At 70.7% G+C, this 21400-nt stretch carries 16 protein-coding genes; 5 read left to right on the top strand and 11 right to left on the bottom strand.

What is annotated here, in order from left to right; translation table 11 throughout:
* The first annotated feature begins 179 nt into the window (after positions 1–179).
* The 4 genes from EPO13_02155 (at position 180) to EPO13_02170 (ending at position 7091) form a co-directional block, all read left to right on the top strand.
* A complete protein-coding gene (locus EPO13_02155) occupies positions 180–2411 on the top strand; it encodes an alpha-1,4-glucan--maltose-1-phosphate maltosyltransferase (GenBank protein TAK70692.1) in 2232 nt (743 codons plus the stop codon).
* Between the two features lie 32 nt (positions 2412–2443).
* Positions 2444–4639, top strand: coding sequence for a 1,4-alpha-glucan branching protein GlgB (gene glgB, locus EPO13_02160; protein TAK70804.1), 2196 nt, complete (start codon positions 2444–2446; stop codon positions 4637–4639).
* A 457-nt stretch (positions 4640–5096) separates the two neighbouring features.
* On the top strand, positions 5097–6137 hold the full coding sequence (locus tag EPO13_02165) for a glycosyl hydrolase family protein (protein TAK70693.1): 1041 nt from the start codon (positions 5097–5099) through the stop codon (positions 6135–6137).
* Positions 6138–6275: 138 nt separating this feature from the next.
* The gene (locus EPO13_02170) at positions 6276–7091 is read left to right on the top strand and encodes a GlcNAc-PI de-N-acetylase (GenBank protein ID TAK70694.1); all 816 of its coding nucleotides are present in this window, start codon (positions 6276–6278) and stop codon (positions 7089–7091) included.
* On the opposite strand, the gene EPO13_02175 is transcribed toward EPO13_02170, so the two are convergent.
* The 11 genes from EPO13_02175 to EPO13_02225 form a co-directional block, all read right to left on the bottom strand.
* Positions 7088–8392: a hypothetical protein gene (locus EPO13_02175; protein ID TAK70695.1), complete on the bottom strand. Its 1305-nt coding sequence runs from the start codon at positions 8390–8392 to the stop codon at positions 7088–7090. The two genes, EPO13_02170 and EPO13_02175, sit on opposite strands and share 4 nt — an antisense overlap.
* A 28-nt stretch (positions 8393–8420) precedes the next feature.
* Positions 8421–9545, bottom strand: a complete 1125-nt coding sequence (locus tag EPO13_02180; protein TAK70696.1) for a glycosyltransferase family 1 protein — start codon at positions 9543–9545, stop codon at positions 8421–8423.
* 309 nt (positions 9546–9854) lie between these two features.
* The gene (locus EPO13_02185; GenBank protein ID TAK70697.1) at positions 9855–11177 is read right to left on the bottom strand and encodes a hypothetical protein; all 1323 of its coding nucleotides are present in this window, start codon (positions 11175–11177) and stop codon (positions 9855–9857) included.
* A 5-nt stretch (positions 11178–11182) separates the two neighbouring features.
* Entirely contained in the window at positions 11183–11413 is a 231-nt protein-coding gene (locus EPO13_02190; GenBank protein TAK70698.1) for a hypothetical protein, read from the bottom strand.
* Complete coding sequence (locus tag EPO13_02195) at positions 11410–11955, bottom strand: hypothetical protein (GenBank protein ID TAK70699.1); 546 nt, start codon at positions 11953–11955, stop codon at positions 11410–11412. Before EPO13_02195 ends, EPO13_02190 begins: the two co-directional genes overlap by 4 nt.
* Positions 11948–13933 (bottom strand): hypothetical protein, encoded by a 1986-nt coding sequence (locus EPO13_02200; GenBank protein ID TAK70700.1) that lies wholly within the window; start codon positions 13931–13933, stop codon positions 11948–11950. The genes EPO13_02195 and EPO13_02200 overlap by 8 nt, the downstream gene beginning before the upstream one ends.
* Before the next feature lie 2 nt (positions 13934–13935).
* Complete coding sequence (locus EPO13_02205; protein TAK70701.1) at positions 13936–15363, bottom strand: glycosyltransferase family 2 protein; 1428 nt, start codon at positions 15361–15363, stop codon at positions 13936–13938.
* Positions 15364–15649: 286 nt separating this feature from the next.
* Positions 15650–16585, bottom strand: coding sequence for a glycosyltransferase family 2 protein (locus tag EPO13_02210; protein TAK70702.1), 936 nt, complete (start codon positions 16583–16585; stop codon positions 15650–15652).
* On the bottom strand, positions 16582–17514 hold the full coding sequence (locus EPO13_02215) for a glycosyltransferase family 2 protein (protein TAK70703.1): 933 nt from the start codon (positions 17512–17514) through the stop codon (positions 16582–16584). The genes EPO13_02210 and EPO13_02215 overlap by 4 nt, the downstream gene beginning before the upstream one ends.
* A 346-nt stretch (positions 17515–17860) precedes the next feature.
* Entirely contained in the window at positions 17861–19150 is a 1290-nt protein-coding gene (locus EPO13_02220) for a hypothetical protein (GenBank protein ID TAK70704.1), read from the bottom strand.
* Positions 19151–19267: 117 nt separating this feature from the next.
* Positions 19268–20194: a tetratricopeptide repeat protein gene (locus EPO13_02225; GenBank protein ID TAK70805.1), complete on the bottom strand. Its 927-nt coding sequence runs from the start codon at positions 20192–20194 to the stop codon at positions 19268–19270.
* A gap of 171 nt (positions 20195–20365) precedes the next feature.
* On the opposite strand from EPO13_02225, the gene EPO13_02230 reads away from it, so the two are divergent.
* Positions 20366–21391, top strand: coding sequence for a sulfate ABC transporter substrate-binding protein (locus tag EPO13_02230; GenBank protein TAK70705.1), 1026 nt, complete (start codon positions 20366–20368; stop codon positions 21389–21391).
* Positions 21392–21400 lie beyond the last annotated feature (9 nt).

Raw genomic sequence — 21400 nt, forward strand, 5'->3', positions numbered from 1 at the left:
CCTACCCGCCGACAGAAGACATCCCGGCGTCATCGCAGTTTCGTCGACGTTACAGCGCGGTGGCCGTCGAGCGCGGCCGCCGACCGCGCGGCGCCCAGGCTGCGGTGACCGATCCGACAGCGGCTCACCGCGCCGCGCACAGCCTGCCTCGACACCCTCGCGCCGGTAGGGTCGACGCGATGAGCCGAGATCGCCGTACCGCCGCGACCGCCGTGAGCGGGGCTCCCCCCGCCCCCCCGGCGACGACCGGCACGACCGGCTCCGGCACCCGCGCGACGGGCTCGATCGCACCGTCCGCCGCGGCGCCCCCGGACCACACGACCCCATCGGAGCACTCGGCGCCGGCGGCCCAGCGGCGCGGCGGCGGCGCGGCGGTCGGTGCCCACGCCGCGCCGGTCCATCACGACCTCGGGGTCGCCGGCGGGCTGCTTCCGCCGCCACTGCTGGACGGCCGGTTCGCCGTGCTCGACGTCAGCCCGGTCGTGGAGAGCGGACGGCGTCCGGCCAAGGCTGTCGTGGACGAGCCGGTGACCGTCGCGGCCACGGCGTTCCGCGACGGTCACGGCGAATTGGGCGTCGCCGTTCTGGCACTGCGGCCGGACGGGACGACGGCGGCCCGCCAGCCGATGACCGCGGTCGGGGTGGGCTTGGACCGCTGGCAAGGCGTGATCCGGCCTGATGCCATGGGCGACTGGGCTTTCGCCGTCCAGGTGTGGGCGGACCCGTGGGCCACCTGGCTGCACCGCGCCCAGATCAAGATCCCCGCCGAACTCGACGTGGAACTGGAACTGGCCGACGGCGCCACGCTGCTCGAGCGGGCGGCGGACGAACGGGAGCAAACGGCGGCCGGGTCCGCCGACGGGTTGGTGCTGCGGACCGCCGCGGCGGCCCTGCGCGACACCACGACGACGGCCGCCGCCCGGCTCGCGGTCGCGCTGCGGGCGGACCTGACCGACGTGCTGCGAGCCCACCCGCTGCAGGACGGGGTGACCACCTCCGGACCCTGGCCGCTGCGGGTCGAGCGGCGGACCGCGGCCGTCGGGTCCTGGTACGAACTGTTCGTCCGCAGCGAGGGAGCCTCGGTCGACCCGCCGAGGTCGGGCACGTTCGCCACCGCCGCCCAGCGGCTGCCGGCCGTGGCGGCCATGGGATTCGACGTGGTCTACCTGCCGCCCATCCATCCCATAGGACGACGGTTCCGCAAGGGCCCGAACAACTCCCTGGTCGCGGGACCCTACGATCCGGGGTCGCCGTGGGCGATCGGGTCACCCGACGGCGGACACGACGCGGTGCACCCCGACCTCGGGACGCTGGCGGACTTCGACGCGTTCGTGGCGGCCGCGGACGGCCTCGGCCTGCAGGTCGCCCTCGACCTGGCGCTGCAGGCGTCCCCCGACCACCCGTGGGTGACGACTCACCCGGAGTGGTTCACGCAGCGAGCCGACGGCTCGATCGCCTACGCGGAGAACCCGCCCAAGCGGTACCAGGACATCTACCCGCTCAGTTTCGACACCGATCCGGAGGGCCTGTACGCCGAGATCCGCCGGATCGTCGGGCACTGGATGCAGCACGGCGTACGAATCTTCCGGGTCGACAATCCCCACACCAAGCCGTTGTGGCTGTGGGACAGGCTGATCGGCGAGGTCAACGCGACCGATCCCGACGTGATCTTCCTGGCCGAGGCCTTCACGCGGCCCGCCATGATGCGGGCGCTGGCCGAGGTCGGCTTCCAGCAGAGCTACACGTACTTCACCTGGCGCAACGGCCGCGACGAGCTGACGGAGTACTTCAGCGAACTGGCCGGTCCGGCGGCGGCGTACATGCGACCCAACCTGTTCGCCAATACGCCGGACATCCTGCCGGGGTACCTGCAGGACGGCGGCCCGGCCGCCTTCAGCATCCGTGCCACGCTGGCGGCCACGCTGTCGCCGACCTGGGGGATCTACGCCGGCTTCGAGCTGTTCGAGAACGTCGCCGTCCACGCCGGCAGCGAGGAGTACCTGGACTCCGAGAAGTACCAGTACCGGCCGCGGGACTGGGCAGCTGCGGCCCTCCAGGGCCGCACGCTGGCGCCGTACCTGACGAAACTGAACGCGCTGCGCCGGGCGCACCCGGCGCTGCAGCAGTTGCGCGACCTTCGGTTCCACCGCACCGACGACCCCGGTGTCATCGCCTACTCCAAGACCGACGGCGCCGACGTGGTCCTGGTCGTGTGCACGCTGGATCCGCACTCTCCCCGCGAAACCCTGGTCCACCTCGACATGGCGGCGCTCGGGCTGGGTCCGGCCGACACCTTCGACGCCCACGACGCGATCACCGGCGCGACGTGGACGTGGGGCCCCGAGGTGTTCGTACGCCTCACGCCGTGGGTCGACGTGGCGCACGTCGTCACCGTCCGCCGGCTCCGCTGACACCGCCTGACGCCGTCACTGGTAGGAGGTCGATCGAAGTGGTCGCTGCAGCCGTTGCGCGCCCGGTGGCCGTCGCTGAGCTGGACCGCCTGGTCGATGGCGCGCACCACGATCCCCATACCGTGCTCGGGCCGCACCTGCACGCCGGCGCGGTCACCATCCGGGTGCTGCGGCCCGGCGCGACCGCGGTCGAGGTGCTGACCGCCGACACCACGCTCGCGCTGGTACCCGAACACCGCGGCGTCTGGGTGGGCGTGCTGGCACGCCCGTCGGTCCCGGACTACCGGCTGCGGGTCAGCTACGGCACCGAGGTGATCGACACCGACGACCCGTACCGGTTCCTGCCGACGCTCGGTGAACTGGACACCTACCTCATCGCCGAAGGGCGCCACGAACAGTTGTGGACCGTGCTCGGCGCCCACGTACGCACCTTCGCCACCCCCCAGGGCGACGTCACCGGGACGTCCTTCGCGGTCTGGGCCCCCAATGCCAGCTCGGTACGCGTCGTCGGCGACTTCAACTTCTGGGACGGGTCGTGGACCCCGATGCGCGCGCTGGGCAGCACCGGCGTGTGGGAACTGTTCGTGCCCGACGTCGGGGACGGCACGCGTTACAAGTACGCGGTGCGCGGGGCGGACGGGGTGTGGCGCGACAAGGCGGACCCGCTGGCGTTCGCGGCGCAGCTGCCGCCGCAGACCGCCTCGGTCGTGTTCACCTCCCGCTTCGCCTGGACCGACCAGCAGTGGTTGGCGGCCCGGGCGGAACGCGACCCGCACACCGGTCCGATGAGCATCTACGAGGTGCACCTGGGCTCCTGGCGCGCCGGCCTCGGCTACCGCGAACTGGCCGAGGAACTGACCGGCTACGTCACCGAGCAGGGATTCACCCACGTCGAGTTCCTTCCGCCGGCCGAGCATCCGTACGCGCCCAGCTGGGGTTACCAGGTCACGTCGTACTTCGCGCCGACGTCGCGCTTCGGCGACCCGGACGACTTCCGCTACCTGATCGACCGGCTGCACGCCGCCGGCATCGGCGTCATCGTCGACTGGGTGCCGGCGCACTTCCCCAAGGACGACTGGGCGCTGGCCCGGTTCGACGGCACCCCGCTGTACGAACATGCCGATCCCCGGCAGGGCGAGCACCCGGACTGGGGGACGCTCGTGTTCAACTTCGGCCGCAACGAAGTGCGGAACTTCCTGGTCGCCAATGCGGTGTACTGGCTGGAGGAGTTCCACATCGACGCGCTGCGCGTCGATGCGGTGGCCTCGATGCTCTACCTGGACTACTCCCGCGAACCGGGCCAGTGGACTCCCAACGCCTACGGGGGCAGGGAGAACCTGGACGCGGTGTCGTTCCTGCAGGAAACCAACGCCACGGTCTACCGCCGCGTGCCCGGCGCGATGATGATCGCCGAGGAGTCCACCGCGTGGCCGGGAGTGACCCGGCCCACCCACTTGGGCGGCCTGGGGTTCGGCTTCAAATGGAACATGGGATGGATGCACGACACCCTCGACTATGTCGGGCATGACCCGATCCACCGGCAGTGGCATCACGACGAGATGACCTTCGCGCTGATGTACGCCTGGAGCGAGAACTTCATCCTGCCGGTGTCGCACGACGAGGTCGTCCACGGCAAGGGCTCGCTCGTTCACCGCATGCCCGGCGATCGGTGGCAGAAGCTCGCGAACCTCCGGGCGTACCTGGCGTTCATGTGGGCGCACCCGGGCAAGCAGCTGCTGTTCATGGGATCGGAGTTCGCCCAATCGGACGAGTGGGACTCCAGTCACTCGCTGGACTGGTGGCTGCTGGAGTACGCCGAACACAGTGGCGTGCAGCGATGTGTCGCGGACCTCAACCACGTCTATCGCGCTCAGCCCGCGTTGTGGCAGTTGGACCACACTCCGGCCGGCTTCGAATGGATCGACGCGAACGACGCGCAGGACAACGTGTTCTCGTGGTTGCGCCGCGGCGCGGATGGCGACGTGATCGCCTGCGTGGCGAACTTCTCCCCCGTCGTTCGAGACGGGTACCGCCTGGGCCTGCCGGCCACCGGCCGCTGGACGGAGATCCTCAACACCGACGCTGTGGCCTACGGCGGCTCCGGCCGGGGCAATCTCGGTGCGGTGCAAGCGGATTTGCCGCCGTGGCACGGCCGTCACACCAGTGCACAGTTGACACTGCCTCCCCTGGCGACGCTGTGGCTCAGGGCGCCAAGCGATATCCGCTGAGCGGACGACGAAAGCGTTGTGGCACTTGTGACAGGAGACGTCTCAGCAATCGGACAGCGTCTCGACGTCACATGAGCACTGCGTGACCCCGCCGTGACCCAGCGCCGACGACACGCCGACGGTCGTGAAATGCCGCGCAGTTCGTCCGGAACCAGTGAGTTGCATCACGGCTGATCTCGCGGTCAGGTTCCCTAGAGTCCGGCCCCATGAACTCGATGCAGCACGCGGTGATCTCCCGTGCGGGAGAGCCCCTCCACCAGAAGCCGCATCGCACCCTCGCTTCCCCGGCGATGCAGTTCATGTCCGAGACGGTCTCCGCCTCGCTCGCCCTCGACGTCCTGCGCACCCCCCCGCGTACGACGCCGTCGGCTGCCATTGCTCCGTCCGCGGTCCGCCGATCGGGTGACCATTGAGGCGTCAGGTCAAGGCACGCAACGGTGGCTTCGATAGCCCCGTCATGCGAGCCAAGAAGACGCAACGCAGGAACAAGGTCCTCGTCCTCGGCGCAGCATCGCTGGGCGTCGCACTCGTCGCAGCAACCGTTCCGCTGGCCACCGGAGGCGTCGACAGCGCCTCGGCCGCCGGATGGGGATCTGCCTCCAGCTACTACCAGGCCTGGAAGGCCTGGAAGGCGCAGAAGCTGAAGAACGCCCGTGAGGGCTCAACGCTGCAGCGGCGCTACGGCTCGCCGTGGCGTCCCTACGTCAACCCGACAGCGTCGGCTACGCCGTCGGCCACCGCCAGCAGCACGGCCAAGCCGACGACATCGGCGACGCCGAAGCCGACCAGCACGCCCAAGCCCACCAGTACCGCCAAGCCGGCGACGAGCAGTGGCTCGGGGGCCACGCCGCCGACCGGGAGCACCTCGGGCTGGAACCTCCGTTTCGTCGACAACTTCGACGGGTCGTCGCTCAACCGCTCCTACTGGGGCACCTACAGCGCCGGCGCGGGCGGCGGTAACAGCAACCGCCTGTGGCGACCGGAGAACGTCCAGGTCGGCAACGGCAAGCTGACCATCGTCGGTCAGGCGTCCGGCGGCACCATGGCCACCGGCGGTATCTCCAACAGCCAGTACGCCCAGACGTACGGCAAGTGGGAGGTCCGCATGCGGATGGACCAGGGCTCGGCGGTCAAGTACGTCGCCCTGCTCTGGCCGACCTCAGGCTGGCCGCCGGAGATCGACTTCGCCGAAGGTTTCGGTGGGTCGTACGGCAACCGCATCGGGACCAACGCCTTCCTGCACTACGGCGCCAACAACTCGCAGGTCGCGAGCAAGCTGGCCGGCGTCGACATGTCGCAGTGGCACACCGTCGGGGTCGAGTGGACGCCCGGCAAGGTCGTCTACACGATCGACGGCTCGCCGTGGGCAACGGTCACCGGATCGATGGTGCCGTCGCAGCCGATGTGGCTTGCCCTGCAGACCGAAGGGTACGGCGGCACCAACGCCGGCCAGGTCAACATGGAGGTCGACTGGGTCGCGGTGTACTCCCGCGCCTGATCGATCTCACCCGCACACCGCACTACCCGTTCCCAGCGAGGCTGGTCACCCCCGGGGTGACCAGCCTCGCTGGCGTCCTGGTACCCGGCGTACCGGAAGTGCGCGCCGTGAGCGGCCGTTCCGGCGCCACGGGGCACGATGGGCCAGCGTGACCGCTTGTCCCCGAACCGACCGGAGGCGCACCCCATGATCGACGGCGGCCTGTCGGTCCTGCTGCTGCACGCCCACCCCGACGACGAGTCGCTGTTCACCGGGGCGCTCGCCCGGCGACTTGCCGATCGCGGCCACCACGTGCACCTGCTGACCGCGACCGGTGGCGAACTGGGCACGGCGCGCCGCCGCCTGGTGAACCGCAGCCGGGTCAGGCGCCGGCGGCTGGGGGAACTGCGGCGCGCCGCAGCCGTTCTCGGCATCGAGTCGGTCGGTCTGCTCGGCTACCGCGACTCCGGCATGCCGGGCGACCCGGCACACCAGCACGCCGAGGCATTCGTGGGGACAGACCTCGCCGCTGCCGCCACCCGCGTCGTGGCCGAACTCGACCGGGTCCGCGCCGACGTGCTGGTCCACTACGACGACACCGGGATCTACGGGCACCCCGACCACCTGATGGTGCACCGCGTCGGCCGGCTGGCTGTCACGCAGACCGCGATCCCGTCGTACGAATGCGCCCTGGAACGGGAGTACCTCGCCCAGCACGGTCCTCACTACGTCGAGGGCCCCCGGGCTGCCGGCGAGCCGGTCGTGGTCGGGCGGCCTCGTGCCGAGTTGACTGCCGTCCTCGTGCCCAGCCGGGAGGAGGTGGCGGCCAAACGGGACGCGCTGCGGGCCCACGGCAGCCAGCTGGGGCCGGCAGTCGTCGACTACCCGGACTTCGCCGCGCGGTACGGGCCGGAATGGTTCGTCCGGTGCGGTGAGGCGGTCTTCGAGCAACGGCACATCGTCGAAGCCTGCTAGCGGACTTCGGCCGCCACCGGTGACCCGGCCGGGGCACGCAGTCCCCGCCCGTCGAGGATCCGCCGGACACGTATCGCGGTGGGCGGCAGGCACGCCAGCCCGCTGGCGATCGTGGTCGACAGGAACGCCACGCCGACTCCGTTGATCCCCCACGGCTCGATGAGAACCGCGGTGAGCCCGAGCAGGGCGCCCGTGGTCACCAGCTGGATGACCACGAGCAGCCACACCCGACGTTCCAGCCAGACGAACGTCGAGTAGACGACCTCGATCGTCACGAACGGAATGCCCAACATGATCAACCGGAACAACGTGGTGCCGTTGTCGGCGTACTCCGGACCCACCAGCCGCAACAGGAACGGCGCCAGCACGATCCCGGCGGCAGCTCCGCCGATCGACAACACCGCGAGGATGCGCAGGGTGCGCAACAGCAGGCCGCGTAGCGCGGCAGGGTCGGCCGCAGCATGGACCCCGAAGGACAGCGCGACGGAGAACAGCACGCCCATCGCGGTCGTGCCGACCAGCCACGGCAGGTAGAAGTAGGCGCTCTGCGTCGACCCGAGCACCGACAGCACCACCAGCGGTAGCAGCAGACTGCCGGCGGACTCGATCAGGCTGTTGGCGTACTCGGCGACCACGAAGCCCGCCGCCGGCCGCCGCGCCGGCAGCTCGTGTGTGCCACCGCTGGCCCGTTCATGCGCGGGAAGGATCCGCCAGAACAGGACGGCGTTGACCGCCAGCACGGCCGCCAGGGCGGGCAGCAGATAGGCCAGCACCAGCGGATCCGTTGCGGCCGTGGCGCACAGCAGCGGGACCGCGGCCAGTCGGAGTCCCGCCGTGGCGGCGTTCTCGACCATCACCCAGAACGACTCCCGCAAGGCGGTGAGCGCGGCGTCCTGCAGCGCGAACACGGTGAGAATCGGCACTGCCAGAATGAAAGTCGCGATCTCGGCGCCGCCGTGCAGGAAACCCGAACCCCAGCCGACCGCGACGAAGCCGGACGCGACGACGACGGACAGCGCGGCGGTGGCGGCGTACCCCAGCGCGACCAGGCGCCGCGACCGCGGCCCGGCGACCGGCAGGAACCTCGGCAGTATGGTGCCCAGCGACAGCTGCGACACCTTGCTCAGCAACAGCGCCGTCGAGATCTCGGCCGACGCGTCGCCGACCGCCGAGACCGGCAACAAGCGACCGGCGATCGCCCAGAAGACCAGTCCGGCCGCCGCCGTGACGATCGTCGTCAGCATCAGCGAGAAGGCGTTGACCAGGAACGAGGCCCGCCGGACCCGCACCGGTGTCGTCACCGCGGCATCATCTCGCGCCCCGGCCCCGTCATGCCCGTTGCGCGACCGCCCGGGTGAGGAGCGCTTCGGTGCCCTCGACGGTGCGCGACAGCGGATAGCGCGCACGTACCACGGCCGTGCAGCTCTCGCCGAGAGCCGGGTCGGCGCTGCGCCAGGCCAGCAGGTCGGCGATCGCGGTGGCCAACGCCTCGGGGTCACCCGGTTCCACCAGGAGCCTCGACAACGGCCCATCGAGGATCTCCGGGATGCCGCCCTTGCGACTGGCGACCACGGGGAGCCCGGTGGCCATCGCCTCGATCACCACGCGGCCGAAGGACTCCTCCGCCAGCGTGGGAACCGCGACCAGGTCCGCTGCATGCAGGAAGGTCACCGGATCGCGACGCGGGTGGTACCACACCACTCCGGCCGGGGCGGTGTCGCGCAGCGGACCGAGGTAGGACCCTCGATCGGCCGGGTCCGGCGCACCGAGGACGACCAGGACATGGTGCGCCGGATCGAGCCCGAGCCGCCGCCACGCCTCCACGAGAACGTGGACGCCCTTCTGGCGGATCACCCGGCCGTAGCAGAGGACGACGAACGCGTCCGGTGGCAGGCCCAACTCACCTCGGGCCTTCAGTCGCATGCTCTCGTCGGCGACGGCGTACTCGTCCGGATCCACGCCGTTGGGGATGATCGTGATCCGGTCGGGCGACAGCCCGAGCGCGACGTAGCGTTCCTTCAGGAACTGCGAGACCGCCGCGATGTGGTCGACCCCGCTCAGCAGGCGGACCAGCAGGTCCGGCGCGTAGCCGGTCACGTGGTGCAGGTGGCACACCAACGGGATCCTGGCAAACCGGCTCGCCAGCTGGGCCCAGACGATCTCTTCGATCCGGCTCAGGTACAACACGTCGCCGTGCCGGTCGCGGACCCGAGCCACGGCCGGCGCGATGCGCGCGAGGTCGATCACCGCCGTACGACGCGCCACGTCGAAACTCGGCACCACGCTCACCGAGCGGGCCAGCTGGTGGTACTGCGCCGCGAACGGGCCGGTGTCAGACCGGCACAGCACGTCCAGGTCGTGCCCCCGCAGCGCCAGTTCCCGCGCAACCTGGAACAACTGCACCTCGATGCCGCCCAGCGGTGCCAACTCGCGGGTATTCAGGACGATCCGCAATGCTCACCCCCCGGCGCGCCGTTGCGCCGTTGCGCCGACCGTCCGCTGGTCGACCGTCGCCCTACTGAGTCCTACAAACACCAGCGGCTGAGATCTTTCTCAGGACCTGTCGAGCCTAGGGCGCGGTTCGGGATGGTCAACCCACCGTTAGGACGATCGAGCGCTCACCGGTCCGGCCGGTGACGCCGGACGGCCCCGGGCCACAGCGGACGCCGGGCGGTCCAGGGATTGCAGGACGCGCTGCGGCGGCCTGCTGGGCCCTGGGCGAGGCCGGACGCCAGCGGCCGCCGGGCTGACCGGCCGCGCGCGCTAGGACGGTTCGACGACGGTCGCGCGATCGGTGTCCGGCTCGGCACTGACCACGTCGGCCGGCGGCCGGCGCCACAGCTGGCGCAGCCGCTTGCTCACCGGGTAGATCGACGCCAGGCCGAGGAACGTCCAGGTCACGAACAAGGCGATACCGACGGCGTTGATGCCCTGCGAGCCCATCAGCAGGCCGCTGATCGCCAGGGTCGCTCCGGACGCCACGGTCTGCAGGCCCAACAGCCACCAGACCCGCCGCTCGATCCAGGCAAACGTGACGTAGAACGAATAGATGCCGATGAACGGCAGGGCGGCGAGGATGAGGCGGAACAACGTCGTGCCGTTCTCGGCGTACTGCGGACCGAGGATCGACAGGAAGAACGGTGCTCCGATGATGCCGATGACGGTCGCCGGGACGGTCGCCCCGATGATGAGACGCATGGTGCGGCGCGCCAGCGTGCCGGTCTGCTCCGGATGCGACACCGCTTCCACACCAAAGGACATCGCGATGTTGACCAGCAACAGGTTCAACGTCGAGCCGATCAGCCACGGCATGTAGAAGTACGCGCTGGCCTCGCTGCCCAGCACCGTCAGCACGATGAGCGGCAGCAGCAGCGTGCCGAGGCTCTCCACGATGCTGCTGGCGTACTCCGCGGTGACGAACGACGCCATACCGCGCCGGTCCGGCAGTTCGTGTTTGCCCTCACTGCGCGCCTCGTGCGCGGGTATCAGTCGCGAGGACATCAGGACGTGGACCACGACGAAGGCCACGACCAGCGGGATCATCCACGACAGGAAGATCCCGGAGTCGGTCGCCAGCAGGGCGAGGACCGGCAGGAGCAGGAGTTTCGCCACCGAGAACACGGTGTTCTCGACCATCACCCAGACCGACGCCCGCAGTCCGATCAGCGCCGCGGCCTGCAAGGCGAACAGCGTCATCATGGGGACACCGATGACGAAGATGACACGGTTGAACGTCGAGGGCAGGAACTCGTCGCCCAAGCCCACGACGACGAAGACCGTCCCGACGATCGTGCCGAACGCGGCGGTCACGCCGTAACCGCCGATGATGAGCGCCTTGGTCCGCGGTCCTGCCACCGGGACGAAGCGGGCGAAGATCCGGGTGAGATTGAGCTGCGTGAGCGTCGCCAGCAGCGTCGCTGTCGAGATCTCCACCGAACTCTCACCGATGGTGGTGACCGGATAGACCCGGGCTGCCAGCGCCCAGAAGGCGAGCCCGAGGACGGCGGTCAGGATCGTGGTGGCCATCAGGGAGAAGGCATTGACCAGCAACCCCGGTCGCAACCGCGGGATGCGGCTAGGCGTCATCGCCGTCACCCGGCCACGGTGACGAAACGCATGCCGATCAGGAACACCACGCCGGCGGTGCCGAGCAGGGCCAGGCCGGTCACTGCCCACCGCAGCCCCCGCCGCCGCGAACGTGCCTCGCCGAGCGCCATCGCCAGCAGCAACAACGCGAGTACCAGGACCACCGCGGCGACACCGGCCGCTCGATTCGATAACAGGTGCGCCAGGACCGAGTCGTCCACGACCTCGCCGTTCACCGTTGCTCACCGGGCTGCAACTGGCGATGCCCGTAGCGGGCGAAGACGGCTGTCAACGACTGTGCCGGAAGGCCTTCGCGGATACGCCGGCGGTTGGCACGGTCGGTACGGCGGGTGACCTCCGCCGCGATCAGCACCACGACCACGCAGGCATCCAGTACCCACTGCGGCGACCAGACCCCGGCGTAGAGCACGACCAGGCTGGCCACGATGAGGAAGGACGGCCCGACCATGAGCGCCGCGACCACGGCGACCGGGCCCCGCAGTCCCAGCGCGGTCGCCACGGCGATGCCCGGACCCAGTAGGGCGAACGCGGCCACCACCGGCAACCGCAGCACCGGCCCGGCCGAGGTCAGATCGACCAGCACCGCGGCGATCCCCCACACCGCCACCAGGCCCGCAACCAGGACGCCGTGCTGCCGCGGCAACACGATCGGCACCGGCTGCGACCCGGGCTCCGGAACGGCAGCTGAGGCATTGCCGGGCTGGCCACCGGCCGGCGGCGAATGGTGACTGTGCACCGAGGAGTGGTCGTCAGCCACCGCTGGCCTCCCCTGCCGTCGATCGTGCGGCAGTCGATCCGGCGGCCGTGGCCCCGGTCGCCGTCAAGCCGGCCGCCACCGGTCCGGCGACCGGCGCGGTCGCTGCCGCGGCCTGCGCCGGTGTCGACCCGGGCGCCGGGCGCACGTACACCGCGCCGTCGGGGTTGGCGTAGACCTCCTTGAAGCCGGCCTGCGACTCCAGCCTGGCCAGCACCGCGTCGATCTGCTCCGGCGTGGTGTTGGCGTTCTCGTGGGCGAACGCGATGCCGCCGCGGGTGACCACCAGCACGATCTCGGTGGGGATCGTCTCGATCAGCTCCCGCAGCTTGGCCTCGTCGTCCAGTCCGACGTCGAGCAGGCCGGCATAGGTGTGGTCGGCCACGTCGCGGTAGCGCCACGGCATGTACGTCGTGATCCCCGCGATCATGCTGCCCTGCGGCGCGACGTCGTACGCCACGTCGATGGCCTCCAACTCCAAGGCGGTCACCCGCTCGAAGGACTCGTTGCCGTACTTGGCGAGCATGAACCCGGGAGTGAGGGCGAGCAGCACCGCCGCGAGCGCGGCCGCCGACCACCGGCCGAGCACCCGGACCGGGATGAACAGCCGCGCGACCAGCAGGCCGGCACCGGCCAGCGAGAACAGGAAGACCCGCAGCAGTCCTTCGCCGCCGTAGCTCTGCGCGGCGATCATCATCATCGGGGTCGCGAACAGGACCGCGGTCGCCAGATCGATGCTGCCGGCGGACCGCCAGCGCCGCAGGAAGCCCAACGACGCCAGGCCCCAGATCGCCAGCGTGAACAGAATCCGCACCCGGGCGATGTCCAGGTGCTCGGGGCTCCCGACGACGCGGTTCTGGACGCCCTGGTCGATGACGTTCCCCACCTCGCCGACGCCGCCGAAAATCTCGTCGATGTGCCCGACCCAGAATGCTTCGGCGCCGAAGCTGATCCACGCCAGCGCGATGAGGCCCGCGGCGACCCCGAGCAGCCAGGGCCGCAGCCGGCCCACGAACGCCAGGCCGCACAGCGTCGCCGACAGCAGGATCGGCGTCAGCTGGTGGCTGGCCGCCATCGCTGTGAAGACCAGCAGCAAAACCGCCAGCAGCCAAATTCGCGCCGGGGCCGACAGCGGCAGGTCGGCGCGGTCCCGGGAGCGGCCGAGCCAGCCGCTGATCTTGGGAATGCGCGACGTGACCGGTGCGGTCAGCCGGGTGATCCAGCCCGGATCTCGCCGTCGGAAGTACGTCAGGACCAGTGCCATCACGCTCAGGTAGAGCAAGAGGTTCACCGACTGCGGGGCGAAGTAGTCCTGCCCCACCCAGTTGGCGAAGATGAACACCACGACCGCAAGCCAGGCGGCCCGCCAGCCCTCGCTGAGCGCGCGGAACAGGACGTAGACGGCCGGCAGGTAGGCCAGCACCATGGCGATCGGTGCCCACCGCAGCCACGCGGTGGAAGCGTCGAACCCGGCCAGTTCGGTGAGGGCTCCGGCCGCGGAGAAGAAACCCGGCCAGCTGAAGCGGGCGTCCAGCTGGGGCAGGGTCTGGCCAGTCTGGCCGATGTAGTCGGCGAACCCGGCGTGCAGGAAGGCGACGGGGAATCGCGCGACGTCCTCGGCGATGTTGGCGGCGGCATGCAGCAGCACCGCCAGCGTGGTCACGACCAGGACCAGCAACACCGTGGCCTGCGTCGAACGCCGCAGCGCCCAGACCAGCACCACCACCGGGACCGCGATCGTCGGCCAGTAGATCCGCGGCAGCGCATCGACCAGTCCCCGGCCCGCGATCGCCTCCGGATCAACCCGGGTCAAGGCGACCACACCGACCAGGAGGGCCGCCACGACCAGGACCCCCGCGACGGTGGTCGCCCGGTAGCGCAGCCAGCGCAGCACCGGCGCGAGATCCAGGGCTCGCGAACCCGAGGCCGCCGCCGCGGCCGAAGCGGCGGGCGGTGCCGAGGTATCCGGCGCTGCGGTCACGGTCAGGCCGCCGCGCCCGCCGTGGCACGGTCAGGCCGCAGGCCCCGCCGCCGGGCATCGACCCGGGCTCGCACGTACAGCGCGGGGCCGGCCACGAACCCGAACAGTTCCAGCCGGGTCAGTTCCCGGGGGTACTGCGCGCCCTTCTTCTCGTTCTTCGTCGAGCCCGGATCCAGCAACCGCTTCACTCCGGCAGGAACCCGGGCGGCGATCGTGCCGAGTTCGCGCGGCGAGGTCAGGACCCGCTTGGCGAGCATCGCGGTCAGCCCGATGCCGTAGTTCTTCATCTGGGTGCGCAGGGCGTCGTAGTCACTGCGGTGGTAGTGCCGGACCATGGCGCGCGGCTCGTAGACCAGTACGCCGCCGCCCAGCAGCACCGTCAGGTAGGCGTCGAGGTCCTCGCCCCCCTTGGCGAGACTGCCGGCACCCAGGGCGACGTCGAACCCGCCCATGGCCACGAGCACGTCACGCCGGAACGCCATGTTGTTGCCGGAGCCGTAGTAACCGGCGGAGTACGGGAACACCGGGCCGCCGTCACCGGCGGGACCGAGCGCGTCGGTGGGGCCGGTGAGCCGGGGCAGCCGCCATACCAGCCGCTGGTAGCCCCGATCGAAACCGCCGAACTCCTCGAACCACGCCTGCGCCTGGGTCGCAGCCTCGGCCGGCAGGACCAGACCGGTCACGCACGCCACCCGCGGGTCCTCGGCGAACACCGCCGCCACGGTGCGCACCCAGCCGCGGTCGGCGATGGCGTCGTCGTCGGTGTAGGCGACCAGCTCGCCGCGCGCCGCGGCCAATCCGGTGTTGCGGGCCACCGACAATCCGCGACGGGTCTCCGGTACATAGCGCAGCCGGGGGTCGGCCAGTTGCTCGACCAGGGTCCGGGTCGTCGGGTTGTCCGGGGCGTTGTCGACCACGACGACCTCATACGGCTCGTAGTCCTGGGCCAGCAGGGCACGCAGCGAGTCCGGCAGCCGCTTCTCGGTCCCGATCGTGCAGACGACCACGCTGACCAACGGCGCCGGCGTGCCCGGCTCGAGCCGCCGCTGGCACGTGCTCACATCCGATGCCCGGCAGGCCGCCGACAACAGCGCCCAATCTCCCCGGCCGTCGACGGTCGTCCCCTCGACCGGCAGGCCGTCAGCTCGCAGGTGGGCGGCGATCTGCCGGGCGTACGCCGCGGCGATCCGCTCGGCGAGCAGGTCCGCCGGGTCGCCCGCCGGCAGGTCAGCGACTGTCACGCCGCCCAGCGGCTCGCCGTGCAGCCGGACCAGGACCTGCAGGTCCCGGGTGCCGTCGGTCGGCAACTCCGGCCACGGTTCGCTGAGCTCGAGGTCGAGACAGTCGATGGGACGGAACGCCGGCGCAGTGCTGCCGGCGCCGGCCGCCTCGGACGGGGCCACAGTCGCTCCTCTACTGTCGTCACGCAGTCTGGTCTGGTCACGCGGCTGCGTGCCGCGCTACGGCTGTCGTGCAGCTGTCGTGTCGCGCACGGTCCGCGCCACGCCGGAATCGAGCGCACGGCCACCGGTCACTCGGCAGAGCCGATCCTGCCACCGGACCGGAGCCGACGCCGGGCATGTGTCGCTGGCCTGGACGAACGACGGCCAACGGTGATTCCCGGGTCAGGTCCGGATCGGTGGAACGGCCGGCTGCTGCGCCGTACGGCGGAGGCCGCGGTTGCCCGCCACTCGACGATGCTCCGAGCTGTGGCCCTCAGACCCGGGCGGAGCGGCGCAACGTCGCGCTGGCGTAACCGGTCGCGGTCACCACGAGGCCCACCGGGATGGCCGCGGCGCGGGCCAGCCCGGACAGGTCGCCGCGCCGGATCGCGCCGGCGTGGCGCAGCGTCCCGCGTGGCAGCACCTTGGTCGCGTAGCTGCGTTCGGACGACAGGCCGTCGGTGGCGCCCACGGAAGCCGACAGGATCGCCTTGGACCGGCCCTCGTGGTAGCAGCGGCTGACGAAGTAGCGGAATCGGCGGCGGGCAGCCGGCACCCGATGCCGGACCACGGCGGTGGTGTCCCGGACCACGGCGGCGGCCGGCATGGCCTGCCGGACGCGGATACAGAGGTCGGTCTCCTCGCAGCCCACCGGCAGTGCGCCGACCCGGCCGACTGCATCGGAGAACCCGCCCACCGTCTCCAGCGCGGTTCGCCGGATCGCCATGCTGGCGCCGATCGGGTTGCGGATCTGCTCGCCGTCCTCCGGCAGCCCGACGTAGTCGCAGCCCACGACCCAGCCGAACTCCGCCGGGAACCAGCGCGGTGCCGAGCCGGTCTCCCATTCCGCCTCGACCGCTCCCCCGACGGCCACGACATCGGGATCGGCGAACCGGACCCGGAACGCCTCCAGCCAGCCCGCTTCGGGTACGGCGTCGTCATCGAGGAAGACGACGACGTCGCCCCTCGACTGCGCCACACCGGTATTGCGTCCGCCGGACAGCCCCCGCGTCTGTTCGTTGGGCACGATCCGGGTCGCCGGCAACTCCGCCTGGGCACGGGCCAGCAGGTCGTCGTTGTGGTCGATGACCACGACCAACTCGTCCGCTGGCCCCAGCTGCTTGGCCACCGCCGCCGCCGCGTCGGACAGGTCCGCCCAACGACGATCGGTATAGGCACAGACCACGACCGAGACGGTCGGCTGGGTCATCCGGCGAGCTCCTCCAACGGCTGAAGCCGCAGCGTAGCGCCATCGGTGAGGTCGATGACCTGTGCCGGAGCGGGTGCCGGGGTGAGGACCGGACGGGCAGCGGTACGACGGGCCCGGCGCTTCTCGGACAGGATCGTGCGCAGCACGCGCAGTCCGTCGCTGACGGCGTTGAGGTTGCTCTCGCCGTGCACCCGGAGCCGCTCGACGCTCGGCACCTCGCTGATCGTGAGGCCGGCCGCGGCGACGCGGCAGTTGATCAGGGTCTCGATCTCGAAACCGTCGCCCCACAGCATCTCTCCCGCGGCCGCCGGCACGTCGGTGGCCGGCAGGTCCAGGACTGGGATGATGTCGGCCCAGAAAGCGTTGTAGCCGTAGCACAGATCGCTGTACCGGGTACGGAAGAGCACGTTGGTCGTCGTGTTCAGCCCGTAGTTGCCCAGCCGGCGCAGCACCGTGATGTCCTCGCTGCCGCCGCCGTCGCAGAACCGGCTGCCCTTGGCGAAGTCCGCGCCGCAGACCAGGGCATCGACGTACCGCTTGATCTCGGCCGGATCGGCCGAGCCGTCGGCGTCGAACATGACCACGATGTCGCCGGTGACCGCGGCGAAGCCGCACGCCAACGCGTTGCCCTTGCCCTTGCGGGTCTGCTGCACCACCTTGATGGACGGCATCACCCGCTGCGCGGTCGCGATCGTGTCGTCGGTGGAGTGCCCGTCGACGAGGATCACCTCGTGGACATCGGGCAGCTCGGGGAGCACGAGCTCGAGGTTGCGCGCCTCGTTGCGCGCAGGCACCACGACGCTGACGCGCGGCGCGTGGACATTGCGAAGACCGGACGCCTTCCAAACCTTGCGTGACACGACGAACCCCCAAACATTGTCGGATCTCTGGGATCCACCCCTCGGAGGCCGCTCATGTCCGCCCCTCAACGGACATTGGCTGCCGCCCCGAACCGGCCTGCCCGACCGCTAGGAACACTAGGGCATTTGCCGTTACCCCTGCGTAAAACGCGAGGGCCTCGGGGTCGTCCGAACGGGTGAAAAGCCACCACAGCGGGTGAGCGCCACGCCGGTACGCGGCCGAGTGTTGACAGAAGGTGACCGGCAGGCCGCGTTGTCGTTGCGCCGTACGGGTGACGGGCGTCACCTCGGTAACCAGCGCGGAACGAGGGCGTGGCGAAACGGCGAAATCGACTGCGCTGGAAGGGAGTTAGCCGTTCGGTGCTATCGCGGGGGCCGAACAGCCGCGGCGATCAGCCGTTCGGAGGAGGTACGGCTAGGCCGTACGTCGGACGGCAGCCGCCTCGAGCAACTCGGCCGGCTGCTGCACCACACGCGATAGTGCTTGGGCAACAAGGGATCGCTGAAATGTGGACTCGTGGAACGACATCGTGACGTGGAAGTTGGCGCCGTCCTCATGGACCGCGACCATCATCGCTTCCGGCGCCGGGGCCTCGCCGGCGACCAGCCACCACCGGTCCGACTCCGGCGCCGACCACGGCACCGCCGGCCAGGCACGGACGCGGCCCATCGAATTCAGGGAGAGTTCCGGCGCGGCCGGAACCGGGACCCGATCGACGATCCCGGCTTGCGGACGCAGCCGGCTCACTATCGGACGCAGCCGCCATTTGACCGCATCGATGGCGATCCACTCCGCGGCAGCCAGCAGCGGCAGCCCGGACTCCCCTTCGGCCTGCAGATCCTGCTGCACCGCGGCCGGATCGGTGAGATCGGTGAAGCGCCGGCCCGAGGCGGACACCATGTTGCCGTCGACCCGGACCCGCTGGCCGACGTAGCGGCGCAGGTCGAACAGGCTGCCGGCCCGGTCCCAGGCCGGGGCCAGCCCGACCTCGACGAGCGCCTGGCACACCGCCACGTACAGCAGGGACGTGATCGACACGCCGGAAGCATGATCACGCCGCCACGCCTTCATCGCCCGCAGCGCCGGCGCCTGACCGGAGACGGTCTCCACCGCGTACGACGGCTGCCACGGCTGGGACGGCCGCCGTGGCGCGGCGGGCCGGTTACGGGTGGCACGAACGGCCTGGATACGACGCAAGTCCCGGCCGAAGGTCCGGGTCAGCGCCGTCCGCATCGGCTGCGGCTCGCTGGGTTCGAGCAGTGCGCTGGGCGTCCCGTCGGTCGCGGTCGCGTCCAGGATCGCGCCGAAGATGTCGTACGCGGCACGGACGTCGCCGAGCGAGTGAGCGATCCGGAAACCGAGGATGCCGTCGGCCAGCGCGATCCGGAAAGGCACGTCGTCCAGGGGTGCGCGCATCAGGTCCTCGGCGGCGCCGGCAGGTGACGCGGTATCCAACCGGACCACCATCGCCGCCAGGTGCGCGCTGCGCCGAGCCGGCGGAACCGGCACCCACCGGCCCCGATCGCGGTCCAACCGGCAAACGAGCGGATGGTCCGGGTCGGCCGCCATGAGTGCGGCCAGCGCGGCACGGTAGGACGCGGGTTCGGTCGCGGTGACCGGGCCGACCAGCGACACCCATTGGAAGTCACGCCAGACCCAGTCACGCGCCGCGACGGCACGAGACGGGTGCGGGTGGCGCGGCATCGCCGTATTTTAAGCACGCACCACCATCGCCGCCCGGGCTGAAGGCGAACCGCACCAGCCGGTGTCGCCGGCGCCGGAGCAGGGGCTTCCGGACGGCCGGCTCCAGGATAGCTAGCGTCAGAACAGGGCGTTGGCCAACGCCACTCGGGTCGGGGCGACCGCCGGGTGCTCGGATCCCACGACCTCGAACAGCTCCAGCAGTCGCGCCCGCAGCGCGTCTCGGTCCTCGCCACTGGACCGACGTACCGCAGCCACCAACAGGTCGAAGGCCTCGGCCACGCTGCCGGATGCGAGCAGTGCGTCTGCGGCGGACAGCTGCGCCGTGAGGTCCGCCGGCGCGGCCAGCGCGGCGTCACGGGCTTGCTGCGGGTCGAGTCCCTCCGCGCGCCGCAGCACGCCGACCAACGCGCGACCGGACTGCGCGGTCTTGTCGCGCGGGTCGGCGGCCAGCATCGCGGCGTACGCCGCATCGGCAGCATCCCAGTCGCCCCGGTCCACCGCGTCGAACGCGGCCTCCAGCAGCGGGTCGGCCGGCGGCTCCACCTCCGCGGTGGCCGCCGGCGGCGTACCGCCGGCGGCCGCACTCGCCACGACACCGTTCTGTTCGGCCACCCGCAGCAGTTCATCCAGGTAGGCGCGGACCTGCGGCTCGGGCAGTGCGCCCTGGAAGAGCGGGATCGGCTGTCCCTTCAGTACGGCGAACACGCTCGGGATCGACTGGACCTTGAAGGCCGCGGCGATACCGGGCTCGGCGTCGACGTCCACCTTGGCCAGCACGAAGCCGCCCGCGTACTGCTCGGCGAGCCGTTCCAGCACCGGCGACAGCGCCGTACAGGGGCCGCACCAGGTCGCCCAGAGGTCGATGACCACCGGCGCCAGGAACGAGCGGTCGATCACCTCGGCCTGGAAGGTGGCCTCGGTGACGTCGAGAACGACTCCGGCGCCGGCTGCCGGATCCGCGGCGGCGGTCCTGGCCCTCGCAGCTGCTTGTTCCTGCGCCTGCCGCGCGGCGGCCATGGCACCGAGGTCGACGGCGCCTCGCATCGAGAACTGGTTGCTCACCCGGCCATCCTCCCCGATGGCCGCCGGTCAGCACAGAACCGGGACCCGCCGTCCCGGGCGACCTGCCGCCACATCGTGGATTTTGCGTAGAGACCACGTTCTCGCTATTGTCCACTGACCTTGTCTACAACATGTCGATCTGGAGGCGCCCCGATGTCCCGACGAAAGCTCATCCGTTTGGCCGGCGTTGCAGCCGCGGCATCCGCCGTGCTCGCCGTCGCCGCCTGCGGCTCGTCCGGGAGCACCGGTGCCACGCCGACCCAGTTGTCGCTGGTCGGGTTCGCCGTCCCGAAGGCCGGCAACGACGCAGTCCGGGCGCTGTGGGGCAAGACGCCTGACGGTGCCGGAGTCACCTGGACCACGTCGTACGGCGCCTCCGGCGACCAGAGCCGCGCGGTCGCCGCCGGCCTCAAGGCCGACCTGGTCCACTTCTCGATCACGCCAGACGTGACCCGGCTGGTCGACGCCAAGCTCGTGGCCGACACCTGGGACGACGGGCCCACCAAGGGGATCCTCACCGACTCGGTGGTCGTGCTAGTCGTGCGCAAAGGCAATCCCAAGAACATCAAGGGCTGGGACGACATCGTCAAGCCCGGCGTCGGCATCGTCACCCCCAACCCGGGCTCGTCGGGCGCCGCGCGGTGGAACATCCTGGCCGCCTGGGGTCACGTGACCGCCAACGGCGGGAGCGAGGCCGATGCGACGGCGTTCCTGACCAAGTTCTTCCAGAACACCGTGGCGCTGCCCGGCAGCGGTCGCGACGCGACCACCGCGTTCCAGGGCGGCACCGGTGACGTGCTCATCTCGTACGAGAATGAGGCGATCCTGGCGCGCCAGAACAACGCCGACTTCGACTACATCATCCCGGACACCACGTTGCTCATCGAGAACCCCGCCGCCGTCACCGTCGGCAGCAACCCGAAGGCGGCGACCTTCCTGACCTACGCGCTCAGCAAGGACGGGCAGACTGCCTACGCCGAGAAGGGCTTCCGCCCGCTGGACAAGAGCGTGTCGGTCACCGTGACCGGAGCCAACGACCCGGCCAACCCGTTCCCGGCGCCCAAGAAGCTGCTCACCATCGACACCGACTTCCAGGGTTGGTCCGCGGTCAGCAAGAAGTACTTCGACACCACCAACGGCATCATCACCAAGATCCAGCAGCAGACCGGCAAGTCGTGACGACCCAGA

Source organism: Actinomycetota bacterium (assembly GCA_004297305.1).
Taxonomy (GTDB): domain Bacteria; phylum Actinomycetota; class Actinomycetes; order S36-B12; family FW305-bin1; genus FW305-bin1.

Excerpts from the sequence above, each read along its gene's own strand:
- EPO13_02165 (TAK70693.1), top strand. The coding sequence starts at position 5,097 with ATGCGAGCCAAGAAGACGCAACGCAGGAACAAGGTCCTCGTCCTCGGC.
- EPO13_02225 (TAK70805.1), bottom strand. The coding sequence starts at position 20,194 with ATGCGAGGCGCCGTCGACCTCGGTGCCATGGCCGCCGCGCGGCAGGCG.
- EPO13_02155 (TAK70692.1), top strand. The coding sequence starts at position 180 with ATGAGCCGAGATCGCCGTACCGCCGCGACCGCCGTGAGCGGGGCTCCC.
- EPO13_02210 (TAK70702.1), bottom strand. The coding sequence starts at position 16,585 with ATGACCCAGCCGACCGTCTCGGTCGTGGTCTGTGCCTATACCGATCGT.
- EPO13_02185 (TAK70697.1), bottom strand. The coding sequence starts at position 11,177 with ATGACGCCTAGCCGCATCCCGCGGTTGCGACCGGGGTTGCTGGTCAAT.
- EPO13_02170 (TAK70694.1), top strand. The coding sequence starts at position 6,276 with ATGGGCCAGCGTGACCGCTTGTCCCCGAACCGACCGGAGGCGCACCCC.
- EPO13_02230 (TAK70705.1), top strand. The coding sequence starts at position 20,366 with ATGTCCCGACGAAAGCTCATCCGTTTGGCCGGCGTTGCAGCCGCGGCA.
- EPO13_02220 (TAK70704.1), bottom strand. The coding sequence starts at position 19,150 with ATGCCGCGCCACCCGCACCCGTCTCGTGCCGTCGCGGCGCGTGACTGG.